This is a genomic window from Pseudomonas sp. R15(2017), assembly GCF_002112685.1.
In the GTDB taxonomy this organism is placed as follows: domain Bacteria; phylum Pseudomonadota; class Gammaproteobacteria; order Pseudomonadales; family Pseudomonadaceae; genus Aquipseudomonas; species Aquipseudomonas glycinae.
Genome location: NZ_NEII01000004.1, coordinates 1 through 24,201, shown reverse-complemented (window position 1 = coordinate 24,201; position 24,201 = coordinate 1). Strand labels below are relative to the sequence as shown.

The window sequence follows — 24,201 nt, the reverse complement described above, 5'->3', positions numbered from 1 at the left end:
ATTTTGCCTTGGGGATCTAACCGTTTCCGTTGATGTTGGCAGGTTTGAATCCGCTGCGCTTGCCTGCTTACGTCGTGTGGTCATTTAACCTATGAAAGTCATGCTCCTGGTGATGAACGAACAGCGGGTCATTCTCGACCGGCTCTACGACATCGTGCAGCAGAACTGTGATGAATGCATCGTCTATCGGCTCAGCAAACAGCAACAGATGAACCTGGGGCCTTTTTTGGCCTCGGTTGATTACCAGACCTTTGATCGTGTCGTGATCTTCTCCAGAGTCAAGCGCCTGGTCCCGCAGTTGCGGGTGCTCAAGTGCATTCCCGGGCTGGTCTTTCTCGAACACGACGCCTACCAGAACTACATGCCCGCCAGTAAATATCGTGGCGTTTATTCGCGTCTCTACAGGCGCCTGCCGAGTTGCCGGGCGCTGGTATCCGGGGCGGTGGTCGCACGCAAGATGCTTGCTGAAGGCATCGACACGGTGTTCGTCTCCAAGGGTTATGACGAGCAGATGCTGCGCAACACCGGGTCCGAGCGCGACATTCCCATCGGTTTTCTCGGCAGCCTGAAGAGCACCGAGTACGCCCAGCGCAAGGCTCTGCTCGAATCGCTGGCGCAGCGTACCGGTATGCTGGTGACCCGCACCCGCTCCGGCTCCGAGTACCTGGAAACGCTCAATCGGATCAAGATTTTCGTCAGCGCCGACATCGGCATGAACGAGTTCATGATCAAGAACTACGAAGCCATGGCCTGCGGTTGTGTGCTGCTTGCCTGGAGTCAGGGCGAAGAAGACAAGTTGCTCGGTTTCGAAGACATGCACAACACCGTGTTCTATCGCAGCGAAGACGAGGCGGTGGAAAAGATCAAACTGTTGCAGGGCGATCCGGAGCTGTCGCAGCGTATCGCCAGCAATGGTCAGGCCTTTGCAGAAAGTCGCTATTCCTTCGCCCGTGTCGGCCAGGCCCTCGCCACTGAAATACAGCGCGAGATGCGCCCATGGCAGCCGCCGTCAGCATTCACGCGGTTCTGGGTGAAACTGCGTTTCGGCATGAAGGTGCCGGTCTGAATGAAGGATGAACACATGGCGCTGGATGCGCTCCCCGGCGGTAACCAGTCGGTGCTGGGCGCGTTGCCCGAGCCATTGCGCGAATGCCTGAGCCGCGCGCACCGGGTCGTCCTGATCGCGAATAACCCGGCCATCACGGCGGCGGATTTTCAGGCGCTGAATATCAGCGCCAATGACGTCGTCGTCAGTTTCAACACCTGCATCAAGGCGCCGCTGCTCAACGAGCAAAGCTGGAACGTCTTCGTGCATGGCTATAACGCGCCGGACGCCTATTTTTTTGGTCTGCCTTACGGCCCGGACGTGCGACGGTTGTTCGAGCATGCGGGCGAGCGTTGTTTCACCATGCTGGTCGGCTGCGCCGCACCGATGTGTCCATTGCCACGGGTGGCCATGTATTGGGATCGCATCCCGCTGCCGCCCCTGTGGAACTATCCGGTCGATCGTCCGGGCGGCAAACGCTACGTTGGGCCTTCTACCGGTTTCAATACGCTGGTGGTATTGGACTGGTTACGCGGTCACGCCGGTTATTCCTATCAGCTCATGACCCTGGGGTTTTCCAACGAGTCGGGGAAACTGTGGGGTGGGCATGCCTGGGATTACGAGCGCGACTGGCTGCAGCAGTCGGACGTCATTGTGGTGCCTTTGCAACCCCGTCGCTGGTGGCAAAAGCTCTTTCGCCAAAAATAAAAGGTGCTGTTGAGTGTTGAAAATTGCCGTCGCTTTTTTCGGGATCCCGAGAAATTCGCAGATTTGTTTCCCTTCCATTGAACAGAACGTTCTGGCGCAGTTTCCGGCGGGCAGCGACGTACAGTGCTTCTATCATTTGTACAAAATCGATGAAGTACAGAACTTCCGCTCAGGCGAAAAAGGTGAGTTGGCGGCTGACAACTATCAGCCGTTCGAATCGATGATCGGGGCCCTGACTTCGACTGACGGGGTGCTGGAGCGTTGGGATTTCGAGCAGGTCAAAGCGCAGGGCGATACCTGGGCCGATGACTATGCGTCGCTGCGCAACCTGATCTATCAGCTCAATTCACTGCACACCGTGACCAGCATGATCGAAACCTTCAATCCGGATTTCGTCGTGTTCGTGCGCCCGGACATTTTCTTCCACAACCCGCTGCCCGCCTATGTCTTCAATCATCCAGAGGCTCGGAGGCACTCTGCCTACATTCCGGACTGGCAGTGGTGGGGCGGGTTGAACGACCGCTTTGCCATTTGCGGGCGCGATACCTATGTCGCCTATGGCAAGCGGATCGAGCGCATTTTCCAATTCTGCAAAGCGACGGGAAGAAAGCTGCATTCCGAGCGCTTGCTCAAGTACGCGCTACAGCAGGCCGGCGCCAAAGTCTGCACGCTACCGACCCAAGCCTCTCGGGTACGAATCACCGGCGCTTTTGCCGAAGAGTCGTTTTCGCCCAAGCGCGGCATGGGCAAGCGTGAAAACCGTTATTTCCATTTCTTCGCGACCTTGCGCACCTGGATGGATCGTCGGCGCTAGTCGGCTATTTGCTCGCGCGTTTCTTGCCGATGCCAACCAGACGCAGCGCCTTCAGACTCAATTGCTTGAGTCCCGCGCGAGGGGGCTTCGCCGGTTGCAGGCCCTGTTGCACGACCCAGTCTTTCCAGCGAATCCGCTCTTCACGCACGACCCAGCCCGTCTGGGCCGCAAAGCTTTCGGCCAGATAAAGTCCGCGGGTGCTGGCCGGCAGGAGCTTGTCGCGCTTGAGGGTATACAACTCGGCCAAGGGCGCGCCGTCCTTGAGCGGCATCAGGTAGAGATCGGGGCGCTTGCGGTCCAGCCGAGCCACCAGTTGATCGCCCTCCAGACGCTCATCGACGTGGAACAGGCTCAGGGATTTTGCCTCCTTGGGTACGTCCAGCCGCAGGTCGTAGATCAACTGCAGTGACGCGGTCGGCAAATGCACGTAGGCCCGTGGCCGTTCGAGCAATTGCAGATTGGCGCAGCGCACCGGCCGCGCCGAGCCGGACAGCGGCGTCAGGCGAAAGGGCAGGGCCTCGCGATAATGCAGCGCCGATGAGTACGGCGCCGGCAGCCAGGTGTCGTTGAAGCGCCCGCCGAGCCAGCCTTCCGGGGTTTCCAGCAGACATTCCTCGGCGATTTCCTGAATCGCTGTGTGCAGCGGGATATTCAGCTCATGGGCTGGAACGTAGCCGGAAATCAGCTTGAGCACGACGTCGCCGCGATCCTGGCGGCGCTGGCGCACCAGCACCCAGTAATCGCGATTCTGCCAGTGAAGGGTCAGGCGCACCGAGACGCCGAGGTTGGCCAGCTCCAGCGCAAAGCGCTCGGCGTCGGCCACGCTGACCGGTTTGCGTCGTTGCAGGGTCTGGGCGAAATTCAGCGGCATGCCGACGCTCTGGTAGGTCAGGCCTTCCGGCGTGGCTTCGACGAACAGCGGCAGTGTCTTGAAGTTGCTCGGGTTCTTTCTGATGAGCGTACGCGGCATGTCGGCTCCTGCTTAAGGCCGCGAGGCGGCGTCAGTGACCACGAAGGACCTGGGCAACGGTCGCAACGTTGTGGGCGAGGTGCAGCGGATTGATCGTCCCGACGATGGCACTGGCCACGCCGGGCTGGGTGAACAGCAACTCGAAGCTGGCGCGCACCGGATCCACGCCGGGACTCAGGCACACATGACCACTGGCCAGCGCCTTCTTCACCAGAATGGCTTTGCCGTGGGCAGCAGCATAGTCAATGACCGCCTTCTCGTTTTGTTCGTTCAGATTGTAGGTGACCATCGCGCAGTCGCCTTGCTCCAGTGCTTTGAGGCCACCGTCGACGGTTTTGCCGGAAAAACCGAAGCCGCGAATCTTGCCCTCGGCCTTCAGCGCCGCGAGGGTTGCGTAGACTTCGCTGTCGTTGAGGATCACCAGATCGTTGCCATCGGAGTGCACCAGCACCAGGTCGATAAAATCGGTTTCAAGACGTTGCAGACTGCGCTCCACCGACATCCGGGTGTGAGCGGCGCTGAAGTCGTGGCTCGACTGGCCGTCGACGAATTCTTCGCCGACCTTGCTGACGATTACCCAGTCCTGACGCTGACCGCGCAGCAGTGGGCCGAGGCGTTCTTCGCTGCGGCCATAGGCCGGGGCGGTGTCGATCAGGTTGATGCCCAGCTCCCGCGCCTGCTTGAGCAGCATGCGCGCAGCGTCATCGTCGGGGATCTGGAAGCCGTTGGGGTATTTCACGCCCTGGTCGCGGCCGAGTTTTACGGTGCCCAGGCCCAGCGGCGAAACCAGCAGGCCGGTGCTGCCCAGTGGGCGATGCAGATCGTGCAGGGTCGGCAGGCTCATGGCAGCAATTGCTCCCAGGCGGGAACGCCCATCGGTGGTTTTGGCAGCTCGGGCAGCGGAGCAGGATGGCTCGGCTGGATACCGTCGCGTTCCAGGGAGGCAATCACCCGGTCAGCGAAGTCCGGCGCCAGGGCGAGCTTGGTTGGCCAACCCACCAGCAGGCGACCGTCTTCGGCGAGGAAGGCGTTGTCCGGGCGGGTCAGGCCGGTTTGCAGCGGTTCGGCGCGATCGACGCGCAGGGTCGCCCATTGCACGGTGCTCAGGTCGATCCATGGCAACAACTGGCCAAGTTCTTTCTGGGCGGTGGCGATCTGTTCGGCCGGCTCACGGGCCACGCCTTCGGATTCGGCGATGTCACCACCCAGATACCAGACCCACTGACCATCGGCAGCCGGGTGGGTGGTCACGGTGATGCGCGGCTTGGTGCCGCCACCGAGGCAGTGCGCGTACAGCGGCTTCAGGCCCGGACCCTTGGCGATGATCATGTGCAGCGGCCGGCGTTGCATGGCCGGATGAGTCAGGCCCAAAGCGGTCAGCAGATCGGCAGTGCCGGCGCCGGCGCTGAGCACGATGCGCTGGGCACGGATCTCACGGCCATCGACTTTCAGGCCAACCAGCACGCCGCTTTCCAGCAACGGCTCGATGTTCTGACCGGCGAGCAGGCCGTCACCCGACAGGTCGGCCAGACGCTGGATCAGGCTCGGTACATCGATCACCAGTTCGGCGAGGCGGTAGACCTTGCCCTTGAAGCGTTTGTCCTGCAAAGCCAGCGGCAGTTGATCGCCCTTGACCTGATCGACCCGGCCACGCACCGCTTTGCTGGCGAAGAAACTGGTGAGGTTGCCGGCGAGGGTGCCCGGCGACCACAGGTAATGGGCTTCGGACAGCAGGCGCACGCCGCTCAGGTCCAGTTCGCCGTTGCCGGCCAGGGCCTCACGCCAGCGGCGCGGCATGTCGGCGATGGCTTCCGAGGCGCCGGTCAACGCACCGTGCAGCGCGTACTTGGCGCCGCCGTGAATGATGCCCTGGGACTTCACACTCTGCCCGCCGCCGAGGCTGGCGCTTTCCACCAGCACGGTCGAGAAACCCTGGCGACGCAGGCGCGCGTTCAGCCAGAGACCGGCGACACCCGCGCCGACAATCAGCACGTCGGTGGAAATTGGAGATGGCATGCAACGACCTCAGTGTTCAAGACGAGGACGCAGTATACAGACTCGGGGAAAAGGGAATTTGTCGATGATCAATGGAGGGAGGGCAGCCCTTGCCGGCGCGATTGCCTGCAAGGGCCTAGGTCAGGATCAATGGCCGGCGGTTTTCGAGAACAGCTGGATCACCACCACGCCGAGCACGATCAGCGCCATCCCGAGCATCGCCGGGATATCCAGCTTCTGCCCGTAGATGAAAAGCGCCGCGACACTGACCATCACGATGCCCATGCCGGCCCACACCGCGTAGGCCACGCCCACCGGCACGCTGCGCACCACCAGGGTCAGCATCCAGAACGCGATGCCATAACCGACGATGACCAGCAGCAGCGGCAAAGGCGTGCTGAAGCCTTTGACGGCTTTCATCGAAACGGTCGCGATCACTTCGGCGCAGATGGCGATGGCCAGATAGACGTAGGCGTTCATGTTCAAGTCCTCGTGTGTAGCGTTGCTTGCTGAGGCGGCATTCTAGTGACTCCCCAGATGGGGTAAAGTCATTACCTATCTGTTTAAAAGATGGGTTGGCCTGATGAGCATGCAATGGAATCTGGAGCAGTTGCGGGTGTTCGTCGGCGTTGCCGAGCAGCGCTCGTTTTCCGCCGTGGCACGTCAGCAGCGCAAGGCGCAGTCGGCGATCAGCAGCGCGATTGCCATGCTCGAGGACGATCTCGGCGTGAGTCTGTTCGAGCGTAGCAGCGGCCGCCAGCCGAGTCTTACCGAAGCGGGGGAGGCGTTGCTGGAAGAGGCGCGGGAAGTGTTGCGCCAGTGCGAGCGCCTGAACGGCCGGGCCGTGGCCATAATGCGCGGGCAGGAAGCGCAATTGCGGGTTGCCCAGGACGAGGCGATGCCCTATCAGGCGCTGGTGGAAAGTTTCGGCGCCCTGGCCGAGCAGTTTCCCAGTCTTGAAGTCCAGTTGACCAGCGCCGCTCAGGGCGAAGTCTCGCGCAAACTGGTGGAGCGCCGGGCCGATCTCGGGCTGTTGTTCTATCACGATGAAATCCCTGAAGCGCTGGAGCGCCGGGTGCTGGGCAGTGTGGAAATGGTCACGGTCTGCGGCGTCAACCATCCCTTGGCATCGCAGGCTTACGTCACCTGCCAGCAATTGGCTCAGCATCGGCAGTTGTTGATGTCGACCCAGACCAGCATTTATCCCGGCAATGAACCGGCCAGTCCGCAGGTGTGGCGCGCTGACAGCTTCTATGTGATGGCCGAATGGCTGGTGCGCGACCTGGGCTGGGCCTGGCTGCCGCGTCACGTGGTGCAGTACTCGGCGTATCAGGGCCTGATGGTGGAACTCGACAGCGAATGGACGCCGCCGGCGCTGGTGGTGGAACTGGTCTGGCGCCGCGACGAACCGCTTGGCCCGGCCGCTCGCTGGCTGGCGGAGCGATTTGCCATACACCTGCGGGCGATCGGCGGCAAAAGCCGATAAACTCCGCCGCCATGAATAGAACTCTCTACACCGCGCTGTTTTACCTGGGGCTGCCATTGGTGGCGATTCGGCTGTGGCTGCGTTCGCGCAAGGCGCCGGCGTATGCCAAGCGGATTGGCGAACGTTTCTCCTGTGGCATGCCGGCCCTGCAACCGGGCGGCATCTGGGTTCACGCCGTGTCGGTGGGCGAAAGCATCGCCGCCGCGCCGATGATCCGCGCGCTGCTGCAACGTTATCCACAGCTGCCGATCACCGTGACTTGCATGACGCCGACCGGTTCGGAACGCATCCTGGCGATGTTCGCCAACGAGCCGCGCATCCAGCATTGCTACCTGCCTTACGATTTGCCCTGCGCGGCGGCGCGTTTTCTGGATCGCGTGCAGCCGAAACTGGCGGTGATCATGGAAACCGAACTCTGGCCGAACCACATCCACCAGTGCGCCAAGCGCGGGATTCCGGTGGCGTTGGCCAACGGACGGCTGTCCGAGCGTTCGGCCAAGGGCTATGGCCGGTTCAGCAAACTGACCGCGCCGATGCTCGCCGAGATGAGCCTGTTCGCCGTGCAGACCGAGGCCGAAGCCCAGCGCTTCCGCGATCTCGGTGCGCGCCCGGAGACAGTCGAAGTCACCGGCTCGATCAAGTTCGACCTGACCATCGACCCGCAACTGCTGCAACGTGCCCATGAATTGCGCGGCCAATGGCAGGCGCTGGAGCGTCCGGTGTGGATCGCCGCCAGCACCCATGAAGGCGAAGACGAGGTGGTGCTGAACGCCCACCGCCGTTTGCTGGCCAACCATCCCGATGCGCTGCTGATTCTGGTGCCACGCCATCCGGAGCGTTTCAATTCGGTGTTCGAATTGTGCCAGCGTGAAGGCTTTGCCACGGTGCGTCGTTCCACTGGCGCGAGCGTCGATGCGCAGACTTCGGTGCTGCTCGGCGACACCATGGGCGAGTTGCTGTTTCTCTACGCCCTGGCCGACAGCGCGTTTGTTGGCGGCAGTCTGGTAGCCAACGGCGGGCATAACCTGCTGGAGCCGGCAGCGCTGGCGAAACCGGTGATCAGCGGCCCGCACCTGTTCAACTTCCTCGACATCGCCGCGCAACTGCGCAGCGCAGGAGCCTTGGCCGAGGTTGACGACGCCGAAGGTCTGGCGACAGAAGTGCAGCGTCTGTTCGAACTGCCGCGCGACGCACAGCGCATGGCCGACGCCGGGCTGAGCGTGATGCGCCGCAATCAGGGCGCGTTGCAGCGCTTGCTCGATGGCCTGGGAAGGTTGATCGACCGCCCATAAAAAAACGCAGCCTCAGGGCTGCGTTTTTTGTTTAAGGCCGGGCCTTGAGCTGGGCTTCCGCTGCCTTGGCCAGATCCGGCGGCAGGAAATCCTTGTCCGGGTTGTAGTCGGCTTTCAGATAACGCGTCAGATCCTGCAAGTCACCCGGGTTCAACGTCCCCGCTGCCTGCTTCAGGCGCAGGTTGTCGAGGATGTAGTCGTAGCGGGTGTTGTTGTAGTTGCGCACCGAAGTGTAGAGCTGACGCTGGGCGTCGAGCACGTCGACGATGTTGCGCGTCCCCACCTGGTAACCGATTTCCGTGGCTTCCACCGCGCTCTGGTTGGAGATGATCGACTGGCGACGCGCCTGCACCTGCTCGACGTCGGTGTTCACCGCGCGGTGCAGGTTGCGGGTGTTCTCCACCACTTGCCGACGCAGGCCTTCACGCTGCTGTTCGGTCTGGTCCAGCCGTGAGTAGGACTCGCGCACCTGGGAGCTGGTCAATCCGCCACTGTAGATCGGAATGTTCAGTTGCAGGCCCACGGTGCTCTGCTCGACATTGCCACTGTACGGCGTACCGAACGCATTCGGGTTGGAGAAACCCAGGGCGTCGTTGTCGCCCTTTTCGTATTTGGCCACGGCGTCGAGGGTCGGCAGGTGGCCGGCCTTGCGCTGTTTCAGGGTCTGTTCGGCGGAGCTGACCGCATAGTTGCTGGCCAGCAGATTGAGGTTCTGTTTCGCGGCGGTATCGACCCAGGCCTTGGCGTCGTTGGGCGCCGGCGGCAGGATCGGCAACGTGTGGACGATGCCCTGGATCGAGTTGTACTGGCGGTTGGTCAGGGTGATCAGCGCTTCGAACGCATCATCGACCTGACGCTGGGCGACGATCCGGTTGGCGCGTGCGGTGTCGTAACTGGCTTGCGATTGCAGCACGTCGGTCTTGTCCGACAGGCCCACATCGAAGCGCTCGTTGGACTGATCGAGCTGGCGCTTGAACGCGGCTTCCTCGGCTTTGGTCGAGGCCAGGTTGTCCTGGCTGCGCAGCACGTTGAAGTAGCTTTCGGCGGTTTGCAGGATCAGGTTCTGCTCGGTGGCCGAGAGTTGCAGCGCGGCCTGCTCGTTGACGTCCTTGGCGGCCTGGTACTGGAACCAGCGGTCGGCGCGGAACAGCGGCTGCGCCAGGGTCGCCTGATAGGAGTGCGCGCTGCGGTTGGCGATGGCCGAGGGCTGGTCGATCGACGTGCGCACGTTGGCGACTTCAGCGCCGCCGGACAGGTTCGGCAGCAACCCGGCGCGGGCCTGGGGCACGACTTCTTTCTGCGCACCGTACTGGGCGCGGGCGGCGGCCAGGTCGGCGTTGTTGTCGACCGCTTCCTGATAGACGCTGACCAGATCAGTCTTGGTCGATAAAGGCGCTTCTGCTGCCCAGACCGTTGTGGTGGACGCACAAGACACGGCAACAGCCAGTGAGAGTTTGCGCAGCATGAGGCGATCCCTAGCATGAATATTATGGAAATAATCCGGGCGCCAAAGGTAAGGCGCGGCCCATGCAGCGTCAAGGCGCAGCATGGCGTAGCGAGTGTAGTTGCGCCAGCAGCAGGCAACAATCTGCCAATTGCGCCATTCATCATGGTGTTTGCCGCGGTGTTGGCGTTCTTTGCCGGTTGTGTCTAGACTGGCCGGGTTCTTGTCGGGGTGCCTTGCTATGAGGCTGAGATCGAATAATTTCGGATCCCGTTGAACCTGATCAGGTTAGCGCCTGCGTAGGGAACAAGATTTCTCGTCACCCGGCGAGTCCTCTTGTGCTTCGTCCGGGAAATTGTTCGACAATCGAACGCTCGACGACGATGCACAGCACCCGTTCTGGGTGCGTCCGTGCCTTTCAGGTTCTGCTCCGACAATCCACTGCCTGGATGCTGTCTGGAGAGCCCGTGATGACTACAAAATCTAAAAACGCGATCAACCTGAGTGACTCGGCCAAGGTCGACGAGCAGTCGGTCCAACCGTTCACCCGTTCGCAAAAAGTCTACGTTCAGGGCTCCCGCCCGGACATCCGCGTGCCGATGCGCGAAATCACCCTCGATGTGACCCCGACCGACTTTGGCGGCGAAATCAATGCGCCGGTCACCGTCTACGACACGTCGGGCCCGTACACCGATCCGAACGTGGTGATCGACGTGCGCAAAGGTCTGGGCGACGTGCGTTCGGCGTGGATCGACGACCGTGGCGACACCGAGCGTCTGCCAGGCCTGAGCTCGAATTTCGGTCAGGAACGCCTCGCCGACGCGGAGCTGACCAAGCTGCGTTTCGCCCACGTCAACAACCCGCGCCGCGCCAAGGCCGGGGCCAACGTCAGCCAGATGCACTACGCGCGCAAAGGCATCATCACCGCCGAGATGGAATACGTCGCCATCCGCGAAAACATGAAGCTGCAAGAGGCCCGCGCCGCTGGCCTGTTGAACCAGCAACACGCCGGCCACAGCTTCGGCGCGAGCATTCCGAAAGAAATCACCCCTGAATTCGTGCGCGAAGAAATCGCCCGCGGCCGCGCGATCATCCCGGCCAACATCAACCACGTCGAACTGGAACCGATGATCATCGGTCGCAACTTCCTGGTGAAGATCAACGGCAACATCGGCAACAGCGCGCTGGGTTCGTCCATCGAAGAAGAAGTGGCGAAACTGACCTGGGGCATTCGCTGGGGCTCGGACACGGTGATGGACTTGTCCACCGGCAAGCACATTCACGAAACCCGCGAGTGGATCATCCGTAACTCGCCAGTGCCGATCGGTACGGTGCCGATTTATCAGGCGCTGGAAAAAGTGAATGGCGTCGCCGAGGACCTGACCTGGGAGCTGTTCCGCGACACGCTGATCGAGCAGGCAGAGCAGGGCGTCGACTACTTCACCATCCACGCCGGCGTGTTGCTGCGCTACGTGCCGCTGACCGCCAAGCGCGTGACCGGCATCGTTTCCCGTGGCGGTTCGATCATGGCCAAGTGGTGCCTGGCGCACCACAAAGAGAACTTCCTCTACACCCACTTCGACGAAATCTGCGAAATCATGAAGGCCTACGACGTCAGCTTCTCGCTGGGCGACGGCCTGCGTCCGGGCTCGATTGCCGACGCCAACGACGAAGCGCAATTCGGCGAACTGGAAACCCTCGGCGAGCTGACCAAGATCGCCTGGAAGCACGACGTGCAATGCATGATCGAAGGCCCGGGCCACGTGCCGATGCAGCTGATCAAAGAGAACATGGACAAGCAGTTGGAGTGCTGCGACGAGGCGCCGTTCTACACCCTCGGCCCGCTGACCACCGACATCGCACCGGGTTACGACCACATCACTTCCGGTATCGGTGCGGCGATGATCGGCTGGTTCGGTTGCGCCATGCTCTGCTACGTGACGCCGAAGGAACACCTGGGTCTGCCGAACAAGGATGACGTGAAGACCGGGATCATCACCTACAAGATTGCCGCTCATGCGGCGGATTTGGCCAAAGGGCACCCGGGCGCGCAGATCCGCGACAACGCCTTGAGCAAGGCGCGTTTCGAATTCCGTTGGGAAGACCAGTTCAACCTGGGCCTTGACCCGGACACCGCTCGCTCGTACCACGATGAAACCCTGCCGAAGGACTCGGCGAAGGTCGCGCATTTCTGTTCGATGTGCGGGCCGAAATTCTGCTCGATGAAGATCACTCAGGAAGTCCGCGAATACGCGGCCAACCAGCGGATCGACGCGGTCGACGTGGACGTCGCCCAGGGCCTGGCGGAACAGGCCGAGCGGTTCAGGAAAGAAGGCAGTCAGCTGTACAAGAAAGTTTGATCCCGCACTGATCGTTCCCACGTCTAGGCGTCGGACCGTCCGCACCGATCGTTCCCACGCAGAGCGTGGGAACGATCAACGGGTCAGCACAACAACAAATGTCCCTCTGAGATAACACCCTTGAGCATTCAACCCGGTACTTATTCTCCCGACCTCGCCGTGCCCGCCAATCAGCGAGTATTCGGCGGTCGCGACCTGTTTTCCCTATGGTTCTCCCTCGGCATCGGCCTGATGGTGTTGCAGACCGGTGCGCTGCTGGCGCCGGGGCTGGGTCTGTCGGGATCGCTGCTGGCGATTTTCCTCGGCACCCTGGTCGGCGTCCTGTTGCTGGCCGCCGTCGGCGTGATCGGCAGCGACACCGGCCTGTCGTCGATGGCCGCGCTGAAACTCAGCCTCGGCAGCAAAGGCGCGAGCCTGCCGGCGCTGCTCAACCTGCTGCAACTGATCGGTTGGGGTTCGTTCGAAATCATCGTCATGCGTGATGCGGCCAGTCTGCTCGGCACTCGTGCGTTCAGCGAAGGTTCGCTGTGGGCCAGTCCGATGTTGTGGACGCTGTGTTTCGGTGCATTGGCGACCTTGCTCGCGGTCAGCGGACCGTTGACGTTCGTGCGCAAGATCCTGCGCAAATGGGGCATCTGGCTGATTCTGGCCGCGTGCATCTGGCTGACCTGGAACCTGTTTGCCAAGGCTGACCTCGCCGCCTTGTGGGCACAGGCCGGGGATGGCTCGATGCCGCTCGCCGTGGGCTTCGACATTGCGATTGCGATGCCGCTGTCATGGCTGCCGCTGATCGCCGACTACTCGCGTTTCGGCAAGCGGGCCAAGAACGTATTCGGCGGTACGGCGATCGGTTTCTTCATCGGCAACTTCTGGCTGATGAGCCTGGGCGTCGCCTACACCCTGGCATTCGCGCCGAGCGGTGAAGTCAACGCGCTGCTGTTGGCGCTGGCCGGCGCCGGTCTTGGGATTCCGCTGTTGCTGATTCTGCTGGACGAGTCGGAAAACGCTTTCGCCGACATTCACTCGGCAGCGGTTTCCAGCGGGATTCTGTTGCGTCTGAAAGTCGAGCATCTGGCGTTGGTCATTGGTGTTATCTGCACCTTGATCGCCTTGCTCGCGCCATTGGCGCAATACCAGAACTTCCTGCTGCTGATCGGTTCGGTGTTTGCACCGCTGTTCGGCGTGGTGCTGGTGGATCACTTCATCCTGCGCAAACGCAGTGCCCAAGTGGCGTCGGCCGCGTTGCGCTGGCCGGCACTATTGGCCTGGCTGGGTGGCATCAGCACCTATCACTTGCTGGCCAATCTGTATCCGGATGTCGGCGCGACCCTGCCGGCGCTGGTGCTGGCAGGGCTGCTGCAACTGGTGCTCGGCCGGGCTTTCAGTTACGGCCGGGAAACAGCTCGGGCTTGAGAATGCCGTTCAGGCGCGGGTAAGGGATCTTCAGTTCGACGTGGCCCAGCGCATAAGGCGCGATCGTGGTCACGTCGTACTTGAGGATCACACCGCCGTAGGTCAGCGCCACGTTCGGGGTTTTGACGAACGGCCAGCTCTTCACGAATTCCGGTTCCTGATCGAGCTTGGTGCTGATCAGCCAGCTGTTGTGCGCCACTTGCGCCGCTTTCCAGAACGCCTCTTCCTGACCCGGCAGCAACATGTCCGCCAGAGTCAGCACTTTGTGCTGCTGACGCGAATAGTTGATGAAACCGCGTCCCGGCGTACCGTGGGCTCCGCCGGTGTCCAGGTAGCTCGACGTTTCGATGATCACCAGACCGTCATGCTGCTCGCGTACTTTCGCCTGCAAATAGCTGCTGTTGCGCGGGCCGGCGTTGGCCAGGAACTGCTCGCGATACGCTGCCAGCGTCGGCGCCACCGGGGCGTTCGGTGTGGTGCGGGTCATTTGCAGCAGACGTTTTTCGATGATGCCGTCCAACGCCGGTTCTGCCGGGAAGCGCAACGTATCGATGTTGACCAGTGGGCAGTCCTGGTTGGAACAACCCGGTTTCAGCGTTTCCGAGGCGTCGCGGGTGGTTTCCAGCGGCGTGCGGTAGTTGGGCTGGAACAGGCTGGCGCAAGCGCCCAGGGTCAGGGCGATGGCGGCCACGGAGGCGATTTTGAAAAGCGACATGGGCGTCCTTTCTGAAGCAGGGGAAGGCAAAAAGTTACCGCTTCGACTCTCAACGGAGCGGTCAGTTCGCCACTAAGCTAATTAGAGTGGGTTTCGCCTCCACCGTCCATCCCGCTGACAGTAAAGGGGCTGCATCAAACGTCACGGGCGCGTTAGGATGGCGCGAAGTCGAGGTCGCAAGAAGGCGCCTCGTGTTGGATTTGCAGTAAAGAGGATGCTCATGACCGATTTTGCCAAAGCCATTCCGAGCGCCGTCGATATCGTGCGACGCGAGCAGTGCTACAAGGGCTTCTACAAGCTCGACCGTCTGCACTTGCGCCACGAACTGTTCGCCGGTGGCATGAGCCGCGAAATCAATCGTGAAGTGTTCGTGCGCCACGATGCCGTGTGCATGCTGCCCTACGATCCGCAGCGCGATGAAGTGGTGCTGATCGAGCAGTTTCGCGTCGGTGCTCTGGGCAAGACGGACAACCCGTGGCTGGTGGAGCTGGTCGCCGGCCTGATCGATAAGGACGAACAGCCGGAAGAAGTTGCTCACCGCGAGGCACAGGAGGAAGCTGGGCTGGACATCAAGGCTCTGTGGCCGATGACCAAATACTTTCCGTCGCCGGGCGGCAGCAACGAATTCGTGCATTTGTATCTGGGGCGTTGCAGCACCGAAGGCGCAGGCGGCCTGCATGGGCTGGAAGAAGAAGCCGAAGATATTCGCGTCACGGTCTGGGCCTTTGAAGATGCTCTGCAGGCCGTACGCGACGGACGGATTGCCAATGCGGCGAGCATCATCGCCTTGCAGTGGCTGGCGCTCAATCGCGCCGAAGTGAGGGGGCTATGGTCGTAAACAAGTTGCGCGATCGCTACCGTGTCGACCTCGCGGGGCTGCAAGCCGCCTGCGAGGCGAACTACGCGCGCCTGATGCGACTGCTGCCGGACATGCGCAGCGACCCCGAAGCGCGGCGCATCGCCGTGACCCAGGGCGACCAGATGCTCGGCGTGCTGGCGCTGGAGGTGCTGCAGACCTGTCCGTACACCACGACCTTGCAGGTGCGCCAGGAACACAGCCTGCCGTGGCTGCCGGTGCCGCAACTGGAAGTGCAGGTGTATCACGACGCGCGCATGGCCGAGGTGATCAGTGCCGAGCATGCGCGACGCTTTCGCGGCGTCTATCCTTACCCGAATGCGGCCATGCATCAGCCGGATGAAAAGTCCCAGCTCAATCTGTTCCTGGGTGAGTGGCTGAGTCATTGTCTGGCGTGCGGACACGAATACGCGGCAGTCCGATAACCAGCGCAAGTTGTGAACTGCGTCCGGTTCGCCGGTTTCTCTTTGTGCTGTCCCCCCGCATAATTGCCGCACCTATCCAGTCCCGCGATCCCGGGGGAGAACGCCTTGCCGAGCGTATCGACTTTGACCACCGCCGACACGGCGTTGCTGGTGCAACTCTCTGACAGTCACCTGTTCGCCGAAGCGGATGGAACGCTGCTGGGCATGAATACCCGCGAGAGCCTGCAAAAAGTCATCGATCTGGTGCTCGAACAGCAACCGCGGATCGACCTGATCGTTGCCAGCGGCGACCTGTCCCAGGACGGTACGCTGGAGTCCTATCAGCTGTTTCGCCAAATGACGGCGCAGATCGATGCGCCGGCCCGCTGGATTCCCGGCAATCACGACGAACCGCAGATCATGGCGCAGGCGACGGTGAAGAGTGCACTGCTGGAGTCTGTGGTGGATGTCGGCAACTGGCGCGTGACCCTGCTCGATTCGGCAGTGCCCGGTTCGGTGCCGGGGTATTTGCAGGATGACCAACTGCAATTGCTCGCCCGTTCCCTGAGCGAAGCGCCGGATCGCCATCATCTGGTGTGCTTCCATCACCATCCGGTGTCGATCGGTTGCGCCTGGATGGAGCCGATCGGCTTGCGCAATCCGGAAGCCTTTTTCGAGGTGCTCGATCGTTTCCCGCAGGCCCGCGCCGTGCTGTGGGGGCATGTGCATCAGGAAATCGACCGCGAGCGCAACGGTGTACGGCTGATCGCCTCGCCATCGACCTGCATCCAGTTCGAGCCGGGCAGTGAAGACTTCAAGGTCGGCGAGCAGGCACCGGGGTATCGCTGGTTGCGCTTGTTGCCGGATGGGCGGCTGGAGACCGGCGTGGAGCGTGTCTCCGGTTTTGATTTTCAGGTGGATTACGGCTCCAACGGTTACTGATTGACGGGGGCAGCGCTGATTTCCTCGGGTGCTGGCCCAACATCCCCTGACTCCCTGTAAACTCCGCTTTCTTCAGCCGACGCCCAGGGAGCTCAAATGTCCGGTTCGATTCTCTATATCCATGGTTTCAACAGCGCGCCGGCCTCGAAGAAGGCCTGTCAGCTGGTCGAGGTGATGGAGCGGCTGGGTTTGAGCGATCAACTGCGTGTCCCGGCGCTGCATCACCACCCGCGCGAAGCCATCGGTCAGCTGGAGCAGGCAATCGCCGAACTCGGCCGGCCATTGCTGGTGGGAAGCTCGCTCGGCGGCTACTATGCGACTCACCTGGCCGAGCGCCATGGCCTGAAAGCCTTGCTGGTCAACCCGGCCGTCAGTCCACACCGGATGTTCGACGGATACCTGGGCACCCAGAAAAACCTGTACACCGACGAAACCTGGGAGCTCACCCACGACCACGTGACGGCCCTGGCCGAGCTGGAAGTACCGGCGCCGCAGGATCCGCAGCGATATCAGGTATGGTTGCAGACCGGAGATGAAACGCTGGATTATCGCCTCGCCCAGCAGTATTACCGGGCCTGTGCCTTGCGCATTCAGGCCGGCGGCGACCACAGTTTCCAGGGATTTGTTACACAATTGCCGGCATTGCTCAGCTTTGCCGGGATTGGCGCCGATACCTATCAGGCAATCGATTTCACCGCACTGTGAAGTCTTGCCCCATTTTCATTGAATCACTGACGACGAGACCCTATGGCCACTCCCAGCGCTAGCTCCTATAACGCCGACGCCATCGAAGTCCTCTCGGGCCTCGACCCGGTGCGCAAACGCCCCGGCATGTATACCGACACCAGTCGGCCGAACCACCTTGCCCAGGAAGTCATCGACAACAGCGTCGACGAAGCCCTGGCCGGCCACGCCAAATCGATCCAGGTCATCCTCCATGCCGATCACTCGCTGGAAGTCTGCGACGACGGCCGTGGCATGCCGGTCGACATCCACCCGGAAGAGGGTGTGTCTGGCGTTGAGCTGATCCTCACCAAGCTCCATGCGGGCGGCAAGTTTTCCAACAAGAACTACCAGTTCTCCGGCGGTCTGCACGGGGTGGGTATTTCCGTGGTCAACGCCTTGTCGACCCAGGTGCGGGTGCGGGTCAAGCGTGACGGCAACGAATACGAAATGACCTTCGCCGACGGCTTCAAGGCCACCGATCTGCAAGTGATCGGCACCGTCGGCAAGCGCAATACCGGGACCAGCGTGTACTTCGCGCCGGACCCGAAATACTTCGATTCGCCGAAATTCTCCATCAGCCGTCTCAAGCATGTGCTCAAGGCCAAGGCCGTTCTGTGCCCGGGGCTGCTGATCAGCTTCGAAGACAAAGGCACTGGCGAGAAGGTCGAGTGGCACTACGAAGACGGCCTGCGCTCCTATCTGGTGGATGCGGTCAGCGAATTCGAGCGCCTGCCGGACGCGCCGTTCTGCGGCAACCTGGCGGGCACCAAGGAAGCGGTCGAGTGGGCCCTGCTGTGGCTGCCGGAAGGCGGCACTTCGGTCACTGAAAGCTATGTCAACCTGATCCCGACGGAGCAGGGCGGTACCCACGTCAACGGTCTGCGTCAGGGCCTGCTCGATGCGATGCGCGAATTCTGCGAATTCCGCAGCTTGCTGCCGCGCGGCGTGAAGTTGGCGCCGGAAGACGTCTGGGAGCGCATTGCTTTCGTCCTGTCGATGAAGATGCAGGAGCCGCAATTCTCCGGCCAGACCAAAGAGCGCCTGTCGTCCCGTGAAGCGGCGGCTTTCGTTTCCGGTGTGGTCAAGGACGCGTTCAGCCTGTGGCTCAACGCCAACCCGGAAACCGGTCTGGCCCTGGCAGAGCTGGCGATCAGCAACGCTGGTCGTCGCCTGAAGGCCAGCAAGAAAGTCGAACGCAAGCGCATCACCCAAGGGCCGGCATTGCCGGGCAAACTGGCCGATTGCGCCGGGCAGGATCCGATGCGTTCCGAACTGTTCCTGGTGGAAGGTGATTCCGCCGGCGGCTCGGCCAAGCAGGCACGGGACAAGGAATACCAGGCGATCCTGCCGTTGCGCGGCAAGATCCTCAACACCTGGGAAGTCGACGGCAGCGAAGTCCTCGCCAGCCAGGAAGTGCACAACATCGCGGTGGCTATCGGTGTCGATCCGGGCGCCGAGGACATGAGTCAACTGCGCTACGGCAAGATTTGCATCCTCGCCGACGCCGACTCCGACGGCCTGCACATCGCGACCCTGCTCTGTGCCTTGTTCGTCCAGCATTTCCGCCCGCTGGTGGATGCCGGTCACGTCTATGTCGCGATGCCGCCGTTGTACCGCATCGACCTGGGCAAAGAGATCTACTACGCCCTCGACGAAGCCGAGCGCGACGGGATCCTCGACCGTCTGGTCGCCGAGAAGAAACGCGGCAAGCCGCAGGTCACCCGATTCAAAGGCCTGGGTGAAATGAACCCGCCGCAACTGCGCGAAACCACCATGGACCCGAACACCCGGCGCCTGGTGCAGTTGACCCTCGGGGACGACTTCGCCGAGACCTCGGAAATGATGGACATGCTGCTGGCGAAGAAACGTGCCGGCGACCGCAAGACCTGGCTTGAATCCAAGGGCAACCTTGCCGAGGTTCTGGCCTGATGCGGTTTGGCTGGACCTTGGCGGGTGCGTTGCTGCTGGGTTCGATGACGGTGTCGGCAGAGCCTGCGCAAGAGCTGCGCGTGCTCGCCGAACACCCGGTCGAAGGCATGCGCGGCGGCAACCTGTCGGGGCTGGCCTTGTGCGGCAATGACCTGTGGACCGTTTCGGATCGCGACGATGACCAGATTTATCGTCTCGATACTCGCGATCCCGTCTGGCAGGCGACTGCCGTGCGCATCGACCCGCCGCCAGTACCCGACAGCGGTTTGCCGTGGGGCATCAAGTCGCGGACCTGGGCGGCGTCGTTTGTTCGCGGCGGTGATCTGGATTTCGAAGGGATCACCTGCGACAGCGCCGGCAATCGCTACATTGTCAGCGAAGGCCATGCCGCCGTACTGCAAGTGCCGCCGCAGGGGCCGTCGTCATGGCTGAAAATCTCGCCGATGATGGTGCGCGAAGCGCGGGCCAGTGGCCTGCTACTGCAATTCAATGCGATCTTCGAAGGCCTGGCGATCAATCCGGCGGGCGATCAGATGTGGCTGGCTGCCGAGCGACAAAGCCGCGGTTTGTTGCTGATCAAACGCCAGCAGACGGTGTGGGATTGTGACGGTCGCTGTGTGCTGCTCAGTGAAGGCGGGATGGAAATGCAACCACCGCAGTTTCCCAAAGCCCGACCGGTCAATCGGGATTTTTCCGACGTGTCATTGTTCGACGGCAAACTGTTTACCCTGGAACGCAACGCCTACCAGATATGTCGCCGTGATGCGCAGACGGCCAAGGTCGAGCTCTGCTGGTCGTATGCCGCCGAGCTGTTGCAGGCCAATCGGCGTTATTCGCAGAACTTCGGGCTGGAAGAGGCGCTGGTGGTCGATGCTCAGGGTGCTTGGATCGGCGTCGACAACAATTTCGGCCCGCGCGCCGATGGCGAGGTTCGCCCGATCATCTGGCGTTTCGCTGCGCCTGAGGGTGGTTGGAGCGCCAAGCCGTGAGCCAGCCGCCGGGCAAGCGCGCCGGTCGGGTGCTGATGATTCTGGCGTGGTGCGCGGCGCTGTTTCTGGCCACGCGGTTTTTCGGCCAGTGGGAAGAACGCCAGCGTAATCCCAATGTGGAAGTGGCTTCGCAGCAGGGTAACGGTTTTATTGAAGTGAAATTGATCGGCAACGCCCAAGGACATTTTGTCGCCAGCGGCCTGATCAACGGCCGGCCGGTGGAGTTCATGCTCGACACCGGCGCGACCGACGTGGCAATCCCGGCCGAGGTGGCGAAAAACCTCCGGCTGGAAGAAGGTTTCGGTGTGACCCTGAGCACGGCCAATGGCCTGAGCCAGGGCTATCGCACCCGTATCGACCGCCTGCAGTTGGGCGACATCGTGTTGCGGGACGTCCGCGCACTGGTGGCGCCCGGCCTGCATGGCGATCAGGTGCTGCTCGGCATGAGCGCCCTGAACAAACTTGAATTTACCCAGCGCGGTGGCACCATGCTGCTGCGCCAGACAACGAACCGATGAGGCCCGCATGAGCGACTCCCTTGATCTCAGCCTGGACGGTGTAGAACGCCGCTCGCTGGCTGACTTCACCGAAAATGCCTACCTCAACTACTCCATGTACGTGATCATGGACCGTGCCCTGCCGCATATCGGCGACGGTCTGAAACCGGTACAGCGGCGTATCGTCTACGCCATGAGCGAGCTGGGGCTGGATGCCGATTCCAAGCACAAGAAGTCGGCGCGTACCGTCGGCGACGTGCTCGGCAAGTTCCACCCGCACGGCGACTCGGCGTGTTACGAAGCGATGGTGCTGATGGCCCAGCCGTTCAGCTATCGCTACACGCTGGTGGACGGCCAGGGTAACTGGGGTGCGCCGGACGATCCGAAGTCCTTCGCCGCCATGCGTTACACCGAAGCGCGGCTGTCGCGTTATTCCGAAGTGCTGCTCAGCGAACTGGGCCAGGGCACCGCAGACTGGGGCCCGAACTTCGACGGCACCCTGCAGGAACCTCTGGTGTTGCCGGCACGTTTGCCGAACATCCTGCTCAACGGCACCACCGGCATCGCCGTGGGTATGGCCACCGACGTACCGCCGCACAACCTGCGCGAAGTCGCCACCGCGTGCGTGCGCCTGCTCGATGAGCCGAAAGCTACGGTCGAACAGCTCTGCGAGCACATTCAGGGCCCGGACTATCCGACCGAAGCGGAAATCATCACCCCACGCGCCGACCTGCTGAAAATGTACGAAACCGGCAAGGGCTCGGTGCGCATGCGCGCCGTGTACCACGTCGAGGACGGTGACATCATCGTCACCGCGCTGCCGCATCAGGTCTCCGGGGCCAAGGTGCTGGAACAGATTGCTGCGCTGATGCAGGCCAAACCGTCGAAAGCGCCGCAGATCGCCGATCTTCGCGACGAATCCGACCACGAAAACCCATGCCGCATCGTGATCATCCCGGTCAACAGCCGTGTCGATCACGAAGCACTGATGCAGCACCTGTTCGCCAGCACCGAGCTGGAGTCGACCTACCGGGTCAACGTCAACATCATCGGTCTGGACGGCAAGCCGCAGCTGAAAAACCTCCGTGCGTTGCTGGTGGAGTGGCTGGAGTTCCGCGTGCTGACCGTGCGTCGCCGCCTGCAATTTCGCCTCGACAAGGTCGAGCGCCGGCTGCACCTGTTGGACGGTTTGCTGATCGCCTACCTCAACCTGGATGAAGTGATCCACATCATCCGTACCGAGGAACACCCGAAAGCCAAGCTGATCGAGCGTTTCGCCCTCAGCGAAATCCAGGCCGACTACATCCTCGACACCCGTCTGCGTCAGTTGGCGCGACTGGAAGAGATGAAGCTGCGCGACGAGCAGGACGAACTGCTCAAGGAACAGGCCAAGCTGCAAGCCCTGCTGAGCAGCGAAGCCAAGTTGAAGAAACTTGTGCGCAGCGAACTGTTGAAAGATGCCGAAACTTACGGCGATGACCGTCGGTCGCCAATCGTTGAACGTGCCGAAGCCAAGGCGCTGACCGAGCACGATCTGCTGCCGAACGAGAAAGTCACCGTCGTGCTGTCGGAAAAAGGCTGGATCCGTTCGGCCAAGGGCCACGATATCGACGCCACCGGCCTGTCGTACAAGGCCGGGGACGGCTTCAAGACTTCGGCGGCGGGGCGTTCGAACCAGTCGGCCGTGGTCATCGACTCCACGGGCCGCAGTTACTCGCTGGCCACTCACACCCTGCCATCGGCACGGGGTCAGGGCGAGCCGTTGACCGGCCGTCTGACGCCACCGCCGGGCGCAACGTTCGAGTGTGTGCTGATGCCTGAGGAGGATTCGCTGTACGTCATCGCCTCCGACGCCGGCTACGGTTTCGTGGTGAAAGGCGAAGACCTGCAGGCCAAGAACAAGGCCGGCAAGGCGCTGTTGAGCCTGCCGAACAACGCCAAGGTGATCGCGCCGCGTCCGGTGGCCGATCGCGAACACAACTGGCTGGCCTCGGTGACGACCGAGGGTCGCCTGCTGATCTTCAAGATCAGCGATCTGCCACAATTAGGGAAGGGCAAAGGCAACAAGATCATCGGTATTTCCGGTGAGCGTGTGGCCAGTCGCGAAGAATATGTCACGGACATCGCCGTTCTACCGGAAGGCGCCACCTTGGTGCTGCAGGCCGGAAAACGCACCTTGTCGCTGAAAGCCGACGACCTCGAACACTACAAAGGTGAACGTGGTCGCCGTGGTAACAAACTGCCACGTGGCTTCCAGCGGGTGGATGCGCTGCTCGTCGAAAACCTCAATTAGGCGTCCCAGACGCTCCGATCTACGATTTAACCCGTAGATCGGCGCTTTGGCGCTGGAGTCGGAACGCATATTCACGGATGATATGGCCTTTCCAAGCGCCGGCGTGGCCGAGCGTTCTTCATATTTATTGAGTATTTTCACTGTGGTCAGCCTTGTGGCGGCCACCTGGACGGGATGATGACTTCTCTGCGCCCCCTTATTTTCCTGCTCGCCGGCGTTCTTGGCCTGGCGGGTTGCAGCGTTCACCAGCCGGTGTCGCTGTATCAGCTGGACAGCGGAAGTCCGGCCCAGCCTGCGCAAAGCGCGGGCATGGCAGTTTTGCTGGGCCCTGTGATCGTAGCCGATTACCTGCAACGGGAAACCCTGTTGCAGCGTCAACCGGACGGCAGCCTGCAAGCTTCGACCGATGGTCGCTGGGCCGGAAGCCTTTCGTCGGACATCGATCAGTTGCTGTTGCGTCAGGTTGCCGGTCATCTGGACAGTCAGCGCGTCGTGCTGGCGCCGGCCACCGTGGGCTTCACTCCGGACGTGCAGGTGCTATTGACCATTACGCGTCTGGATTCCGGTGCCAAGCAACCGGCGATTCTGGACGCGCAGTGGCGCCTGATCGACCGTCGTGGTCAGGTGCGGGACAACCGCATCGTGCATCTGCAGGAACAGCATGCCGGCACCACCGCCGCGCAGGTGCAGGCACAGGGCGTACTGTTGCAGCGCCTGGCGGAGCAGCTGTCGGTAGCGCTCAAGCCGTTGGCCAATCAGCCACCGGTGGCCGAGGCGCCGCGCAAACCGGCACCGAAGCCGGCAGCACCGGCGGCGGAAGCCGAGAAGCAGCCGAAAATACCGATGGCTTCGCCGATTCGTACGGATATGGAAGTGTTTCGCTTCTAGGACTGGATCGAGTCAGAACAGAGCCCGCCCTGTGCGGGCTTTGTTGTGTCTGGACGTTGGTGGATCCATGCTTTGGTGCCCGGCTGGAAAAAGCCCCTCACCCTAACCCTCCCGAAACGTCGGACCGCCCGTAGGGAGAGGGGACTGACCGAGATGTCTGGCGTCATACATCGACCTGAAAGATCTTGGCGATTATGGATTCAAAGCTGGGCGTTCAAGTCGCTGCAGCTCTTCAATATTCCCGGATCGGTTCCCTCTCCCTACGGGCGGTCCGACGTTTCGGGAGGGCTAGGGTGAGGGGGCTCTTCAGGGTCAGGCGCAATCACGAAAACCCCATGTCTAGTCCTGAAATAGGTTTACACCTGTTTCACCCTAACGCCCGATGCACCGCATCGGGCGTTTTGTATTTTAAGGACAGGTGCGGGCGCTCCTGGT

22 protein-coding genes and 1 riboswitch are annotated in these 24,201 nt (G+C 61.8%); of the genes, 16 read left to right on the top strand and 6 right to left on the bottom strand.

Annotated features, from left to right (window positions below; translation table 11 throughout):
• Positions 1-91 precede the first annotated feature (91 nt).
• From CAF77_RS09875 to CAF77_RS09865, 3 genes are read left to right on the top strand one after another with little or no spacing between them, the layout of a single operon-like run.
• Entirely contained in the window at positions 92-1,066 is a 975-nt protein-coding gene (locus CAF77_RS09875) for a glycosyltransferase (protein ID WP_064382895.1), read from the top strand.
• Entirely contained in the window at positions 1,067-1,753 is a 687-nt protein-coding gene (locus CAF77_RS09870) for a hypothetical protein (RefSeq protein ID WP_064382896.1), read from the top strand.
• A gap of 13 nt (positions 1,754-1,766) precedes the next feature.
• Entirely contained in the window at positions 1,767-2,567 is an 801-nt protein-coding gene (locus tag CAF77_RS09865) for a hypothetical protein (protein ID WP_064382897.1), read from the top strand.
• A gap of 4 nt (positions 2,568-2,571) precedes the next feature.
• Here CAF77_RS09865 and CAF77_RS09860 read toward each other — a convergent pair whose 3' ends face one another.
• From CAF77_RS09860 to CAF77_RS09845, 4 genes are all read right to left on the bottom strand, one after another.
• Positions 2,572-3,537, bottom strand: coding sequence for a hypothetical protein (locus CAF77_RS09860; protein WP_064382898.1), 966 nt, complete (start codon positions 3,535-3,537; stop codon positions 2,572-2,574).
• A 31-nt stretch (positions 3,538-3,568) separates the two neighbouring features.
• On the bottom strand, positions 3,569-4,381 hold the full coding sequence (locus CAF77_RS09855) for an aldo/keto reductase (protein WP_085654395.1): 813 nt from the start codon (positions 4,379-4,381) through the stop codon (positions 3,569-3,571).
• Complete coding sequence (locus tag CAF77_RS09850; RefSeq protein ID WP_064382900.1) at positions 4,378-5,553, bottom strand: FAD-binding oxidoreductase; 1,176 nt, start codon at positions 5,551-5,553, stop codon at positions 4,378-4,380. The genes CAF77_RS09855 and CAF77_RS09850 overlap by 4 nt, the downstream gene beginning before the upstream one ends.
• Before the next feature lie 126 nt (positions 5,554-5,679).
• A complete protein-coding gene (locus tag CAF77_RS09845; protein ID WP_085654394.1) occupies positions 5,680-6,012 on the bottom strand; it encodes a multidrug efflux SMR transporter in 333 nt (110 codons plus the stop codon).
• A gap of 103 nt (positions 6,013-6,115) precedes the next feature.
• On the opposite strand from CAF77_RS09845, the gene CAF77_RS09840 reads away from it, so the two are divergent.
• Both CAF77_RS09840 and waaA read left to right on the top strand, forming a co-directional pair.
• Positions 6,116-7,018, top strand: coding sequence for a LysR family transcriptional regulator (locus CAF77_RS09840; RefSeq protein WP_085654393.1), 903 nt, complete (start codon positions 6,116-6,118; stop codon positions 7,016-7,018).
• Between the two features lie 11 nt (positions 7,019-7,029).
• Complete coding sequence (waaA, locus tag CAF77_RS09835; RefSeq protein WP_064382902.1) at positions 7,030-8,310, top strand: lipid IV(A) 3-deoxy-D-manno-octulosonic acid transferase; 1,281 nt, start codon at positions 7,030-7,032, stop codon at positions 8,308-8,310.
• Between the two features lie 31 nt (positions 8,311-8,341).
• Here the strand turns inward: waaA and CAF77_RS09830 are convergent, their stop codons facing one another.
• Positions 8,342-9,775: a TolC family outer membrane protein gene (locus tag CAF77_RS09830; protein WP_011332156.1), complete on the bottom strand. Its 1,434-nt coding sequence runs from the start codon at positions 9,773-9,775 to the stop codon at positions 8,342-8,344.
• Between the two features lie 196 nt (positions 9,776-9,971).
• Positions 9,972-10,077, top strand: a riboswitch (TPP riboswitch).
• Between the two features lie 147 nt (positions 10,078-10,224).
• Between CAF77_RS09830 and thiC the strand changes: the two genes are divergently transcribed.
• Positions 10,225-12,114, top strand: coding sequence for a phosphomethylpyrimidine synthase ThiC (thiC, locus tag CAF77_RS09825; RefSeq protein WP_064382903.1), 1,890 nt, complete (start codon positions 10,225-10,227; stop codon positions 12,112-12,114).
• 120 nt (positions 12,115-12,234) lie between these two features.
• Positions 12,235-13,527, top strand: a complete 1,293-nt coding sequence (cytX, locus tag CAF77_RS09820) for a putative hydroxymethylpyrimidine transporter CytX (RefSeq protein WP_085654392.1) — start codon at positions 12,235-12,237, stop codon at positions 13,525-13,527.
• On the opposite strand, the gene CAF77_RS09815 is transcribed toward cytX, so the two are convergent.
• On the bottom strand, positions 13,496-14,242 hold the full coding sequence (locus CAF77_RS09815; protein ID WP_064382905.1) for an RsiV family protein: 747 nt from the start codon (positions 14,240-14,242) through the stop codon (positions 13,496-13,498). The genes cytX and CAF77_RS09815 overlap by 32 nt on opposite strands.
• A 220-nt stretch (positions 14,243-14,462) precedes the next feature.
• Between CAF77_RS09815 and CAF77_RS09810 the strand changes: the two genes are divergently transcribed.
• The 9 genes from CAF77_RS09810 to CAF77_RS09770 all read left to right on the top strand — a co-directional run bounded on the left by CAF77_RS09810 (position 14,463) and on the right by CAF77_RS09770 (position 23,766).
• On the top strand, positions 14,463-15,080 hold the full coding sequence (locus CAF77_RS09810) for an NUDIX domain-containing protein (protein ID WP_064382906.1): 618 nt from the start codon (positions 14,463-14,465) through the stop codon (positions 15,078-15,080).
• Positions 15,071-15,523 (top strand): DUF1249 domain-containing protein, encoded by a 453-nt coding sequence (locus CAF77_RS09805; protein WP_064382907.1) that lies wholly within the window; start codon positions 15,071-15,073, stop codon positions 15,521-15,523. Before CAF77_RS09810 ends, CAF77_RS09805 begins: the two co-directional genes overlap by 10 nt.
• A 105-nt stretch (positions 15,524-15,628) precedes the next feature.
• On the top strand, positions 15,629-16,444 hold the full coding sequence (gene cpdA, locus CAF77_RS09800; protein WP_085654391.1) for a 3',5'-cyclic-AMP phosphodiesterase: 816 nt from the start codon (positions 15,629-15,631) through the stop codon (positions 16,442-16,444).
• A gap of 96 nt (positions 16,445-16,540) precedes the next feature.
• Complete coding sequence (locus CAF77_RS09795) at positions 16,541-17,149, top strand: YqiA/YcfP family alpha/beta fold hydrolase (RefSeq protein ID WP_064382909.1); 609 nt, start codon at positions 16,541-16,543, stop codon at positions 17,147-17,149.
• Between the two features lie 42 nt (positions 17,150-17,191).
• On the top strand, positions 17,192-19,099 hold the full coding sequence (gene parE / locus CAF77_RS09790) for a DNA topoisomerase IV subunit B (RefSeq protein ID WP_064382910.1): 1,908 nt from the start codon (positions 17,192-17,194) through the stop codon (positions 19,097-19,099).
• On the top strand, positions 19,099-20,088 hold the full coding sequence (locus CAF77_RS09785) for an esterase-like activity of phytase family protein (protein ID WP_085654390.1): 990 nt from the start codon (positions 19,099-19,101) through the stop codon (positions 20,086-20,088). The genes parE and CAF77_RS09785 overlap by 1 nt, the downstream gene beginning before the upstream one ends.
• A 35-nt stretch (positions 20,089-20,123) precedes the next feature.
• On the top strand, positions 20,124-20,606 hold the full coding sequence (locus CAF77_RS09780; protein ID WP_085654510.1) for a TIGR02281 family clan AA aspartic protease: 483 nt from the start codon (positions 20,124-20,126) through the stop codon (positions 20,604-20,606).
• Between the two features lie 7 nt (positions 20,607-20,613).
• On the top strand, positions 20,614-22,878 hold the full coding sequence (gene parC, locus CAF77_RS09775; protein ID WP_064382912.1) for a DNA topoisomerase IV subunit A: 2,265 nt from the start codon (positions 20,614-20,616) through the stop codon (positions 22,876-22,878).
• Positions 22,879-23,055: 177 nt separating this feature from the next.
• On the top strand, positions 23,056-23,766 hold the full coding sequence (locus tag CAF77_RS09770) for a membrane integrity-associated transporter subunit PqiC (protein WP_064382913.1): 711 nt from the start codon (positions 23,056-23,058) through the stop codon (positions 23,764-23,766).
• Positions 23,767-24,201 lie beyond the last annotated feature (435 nt).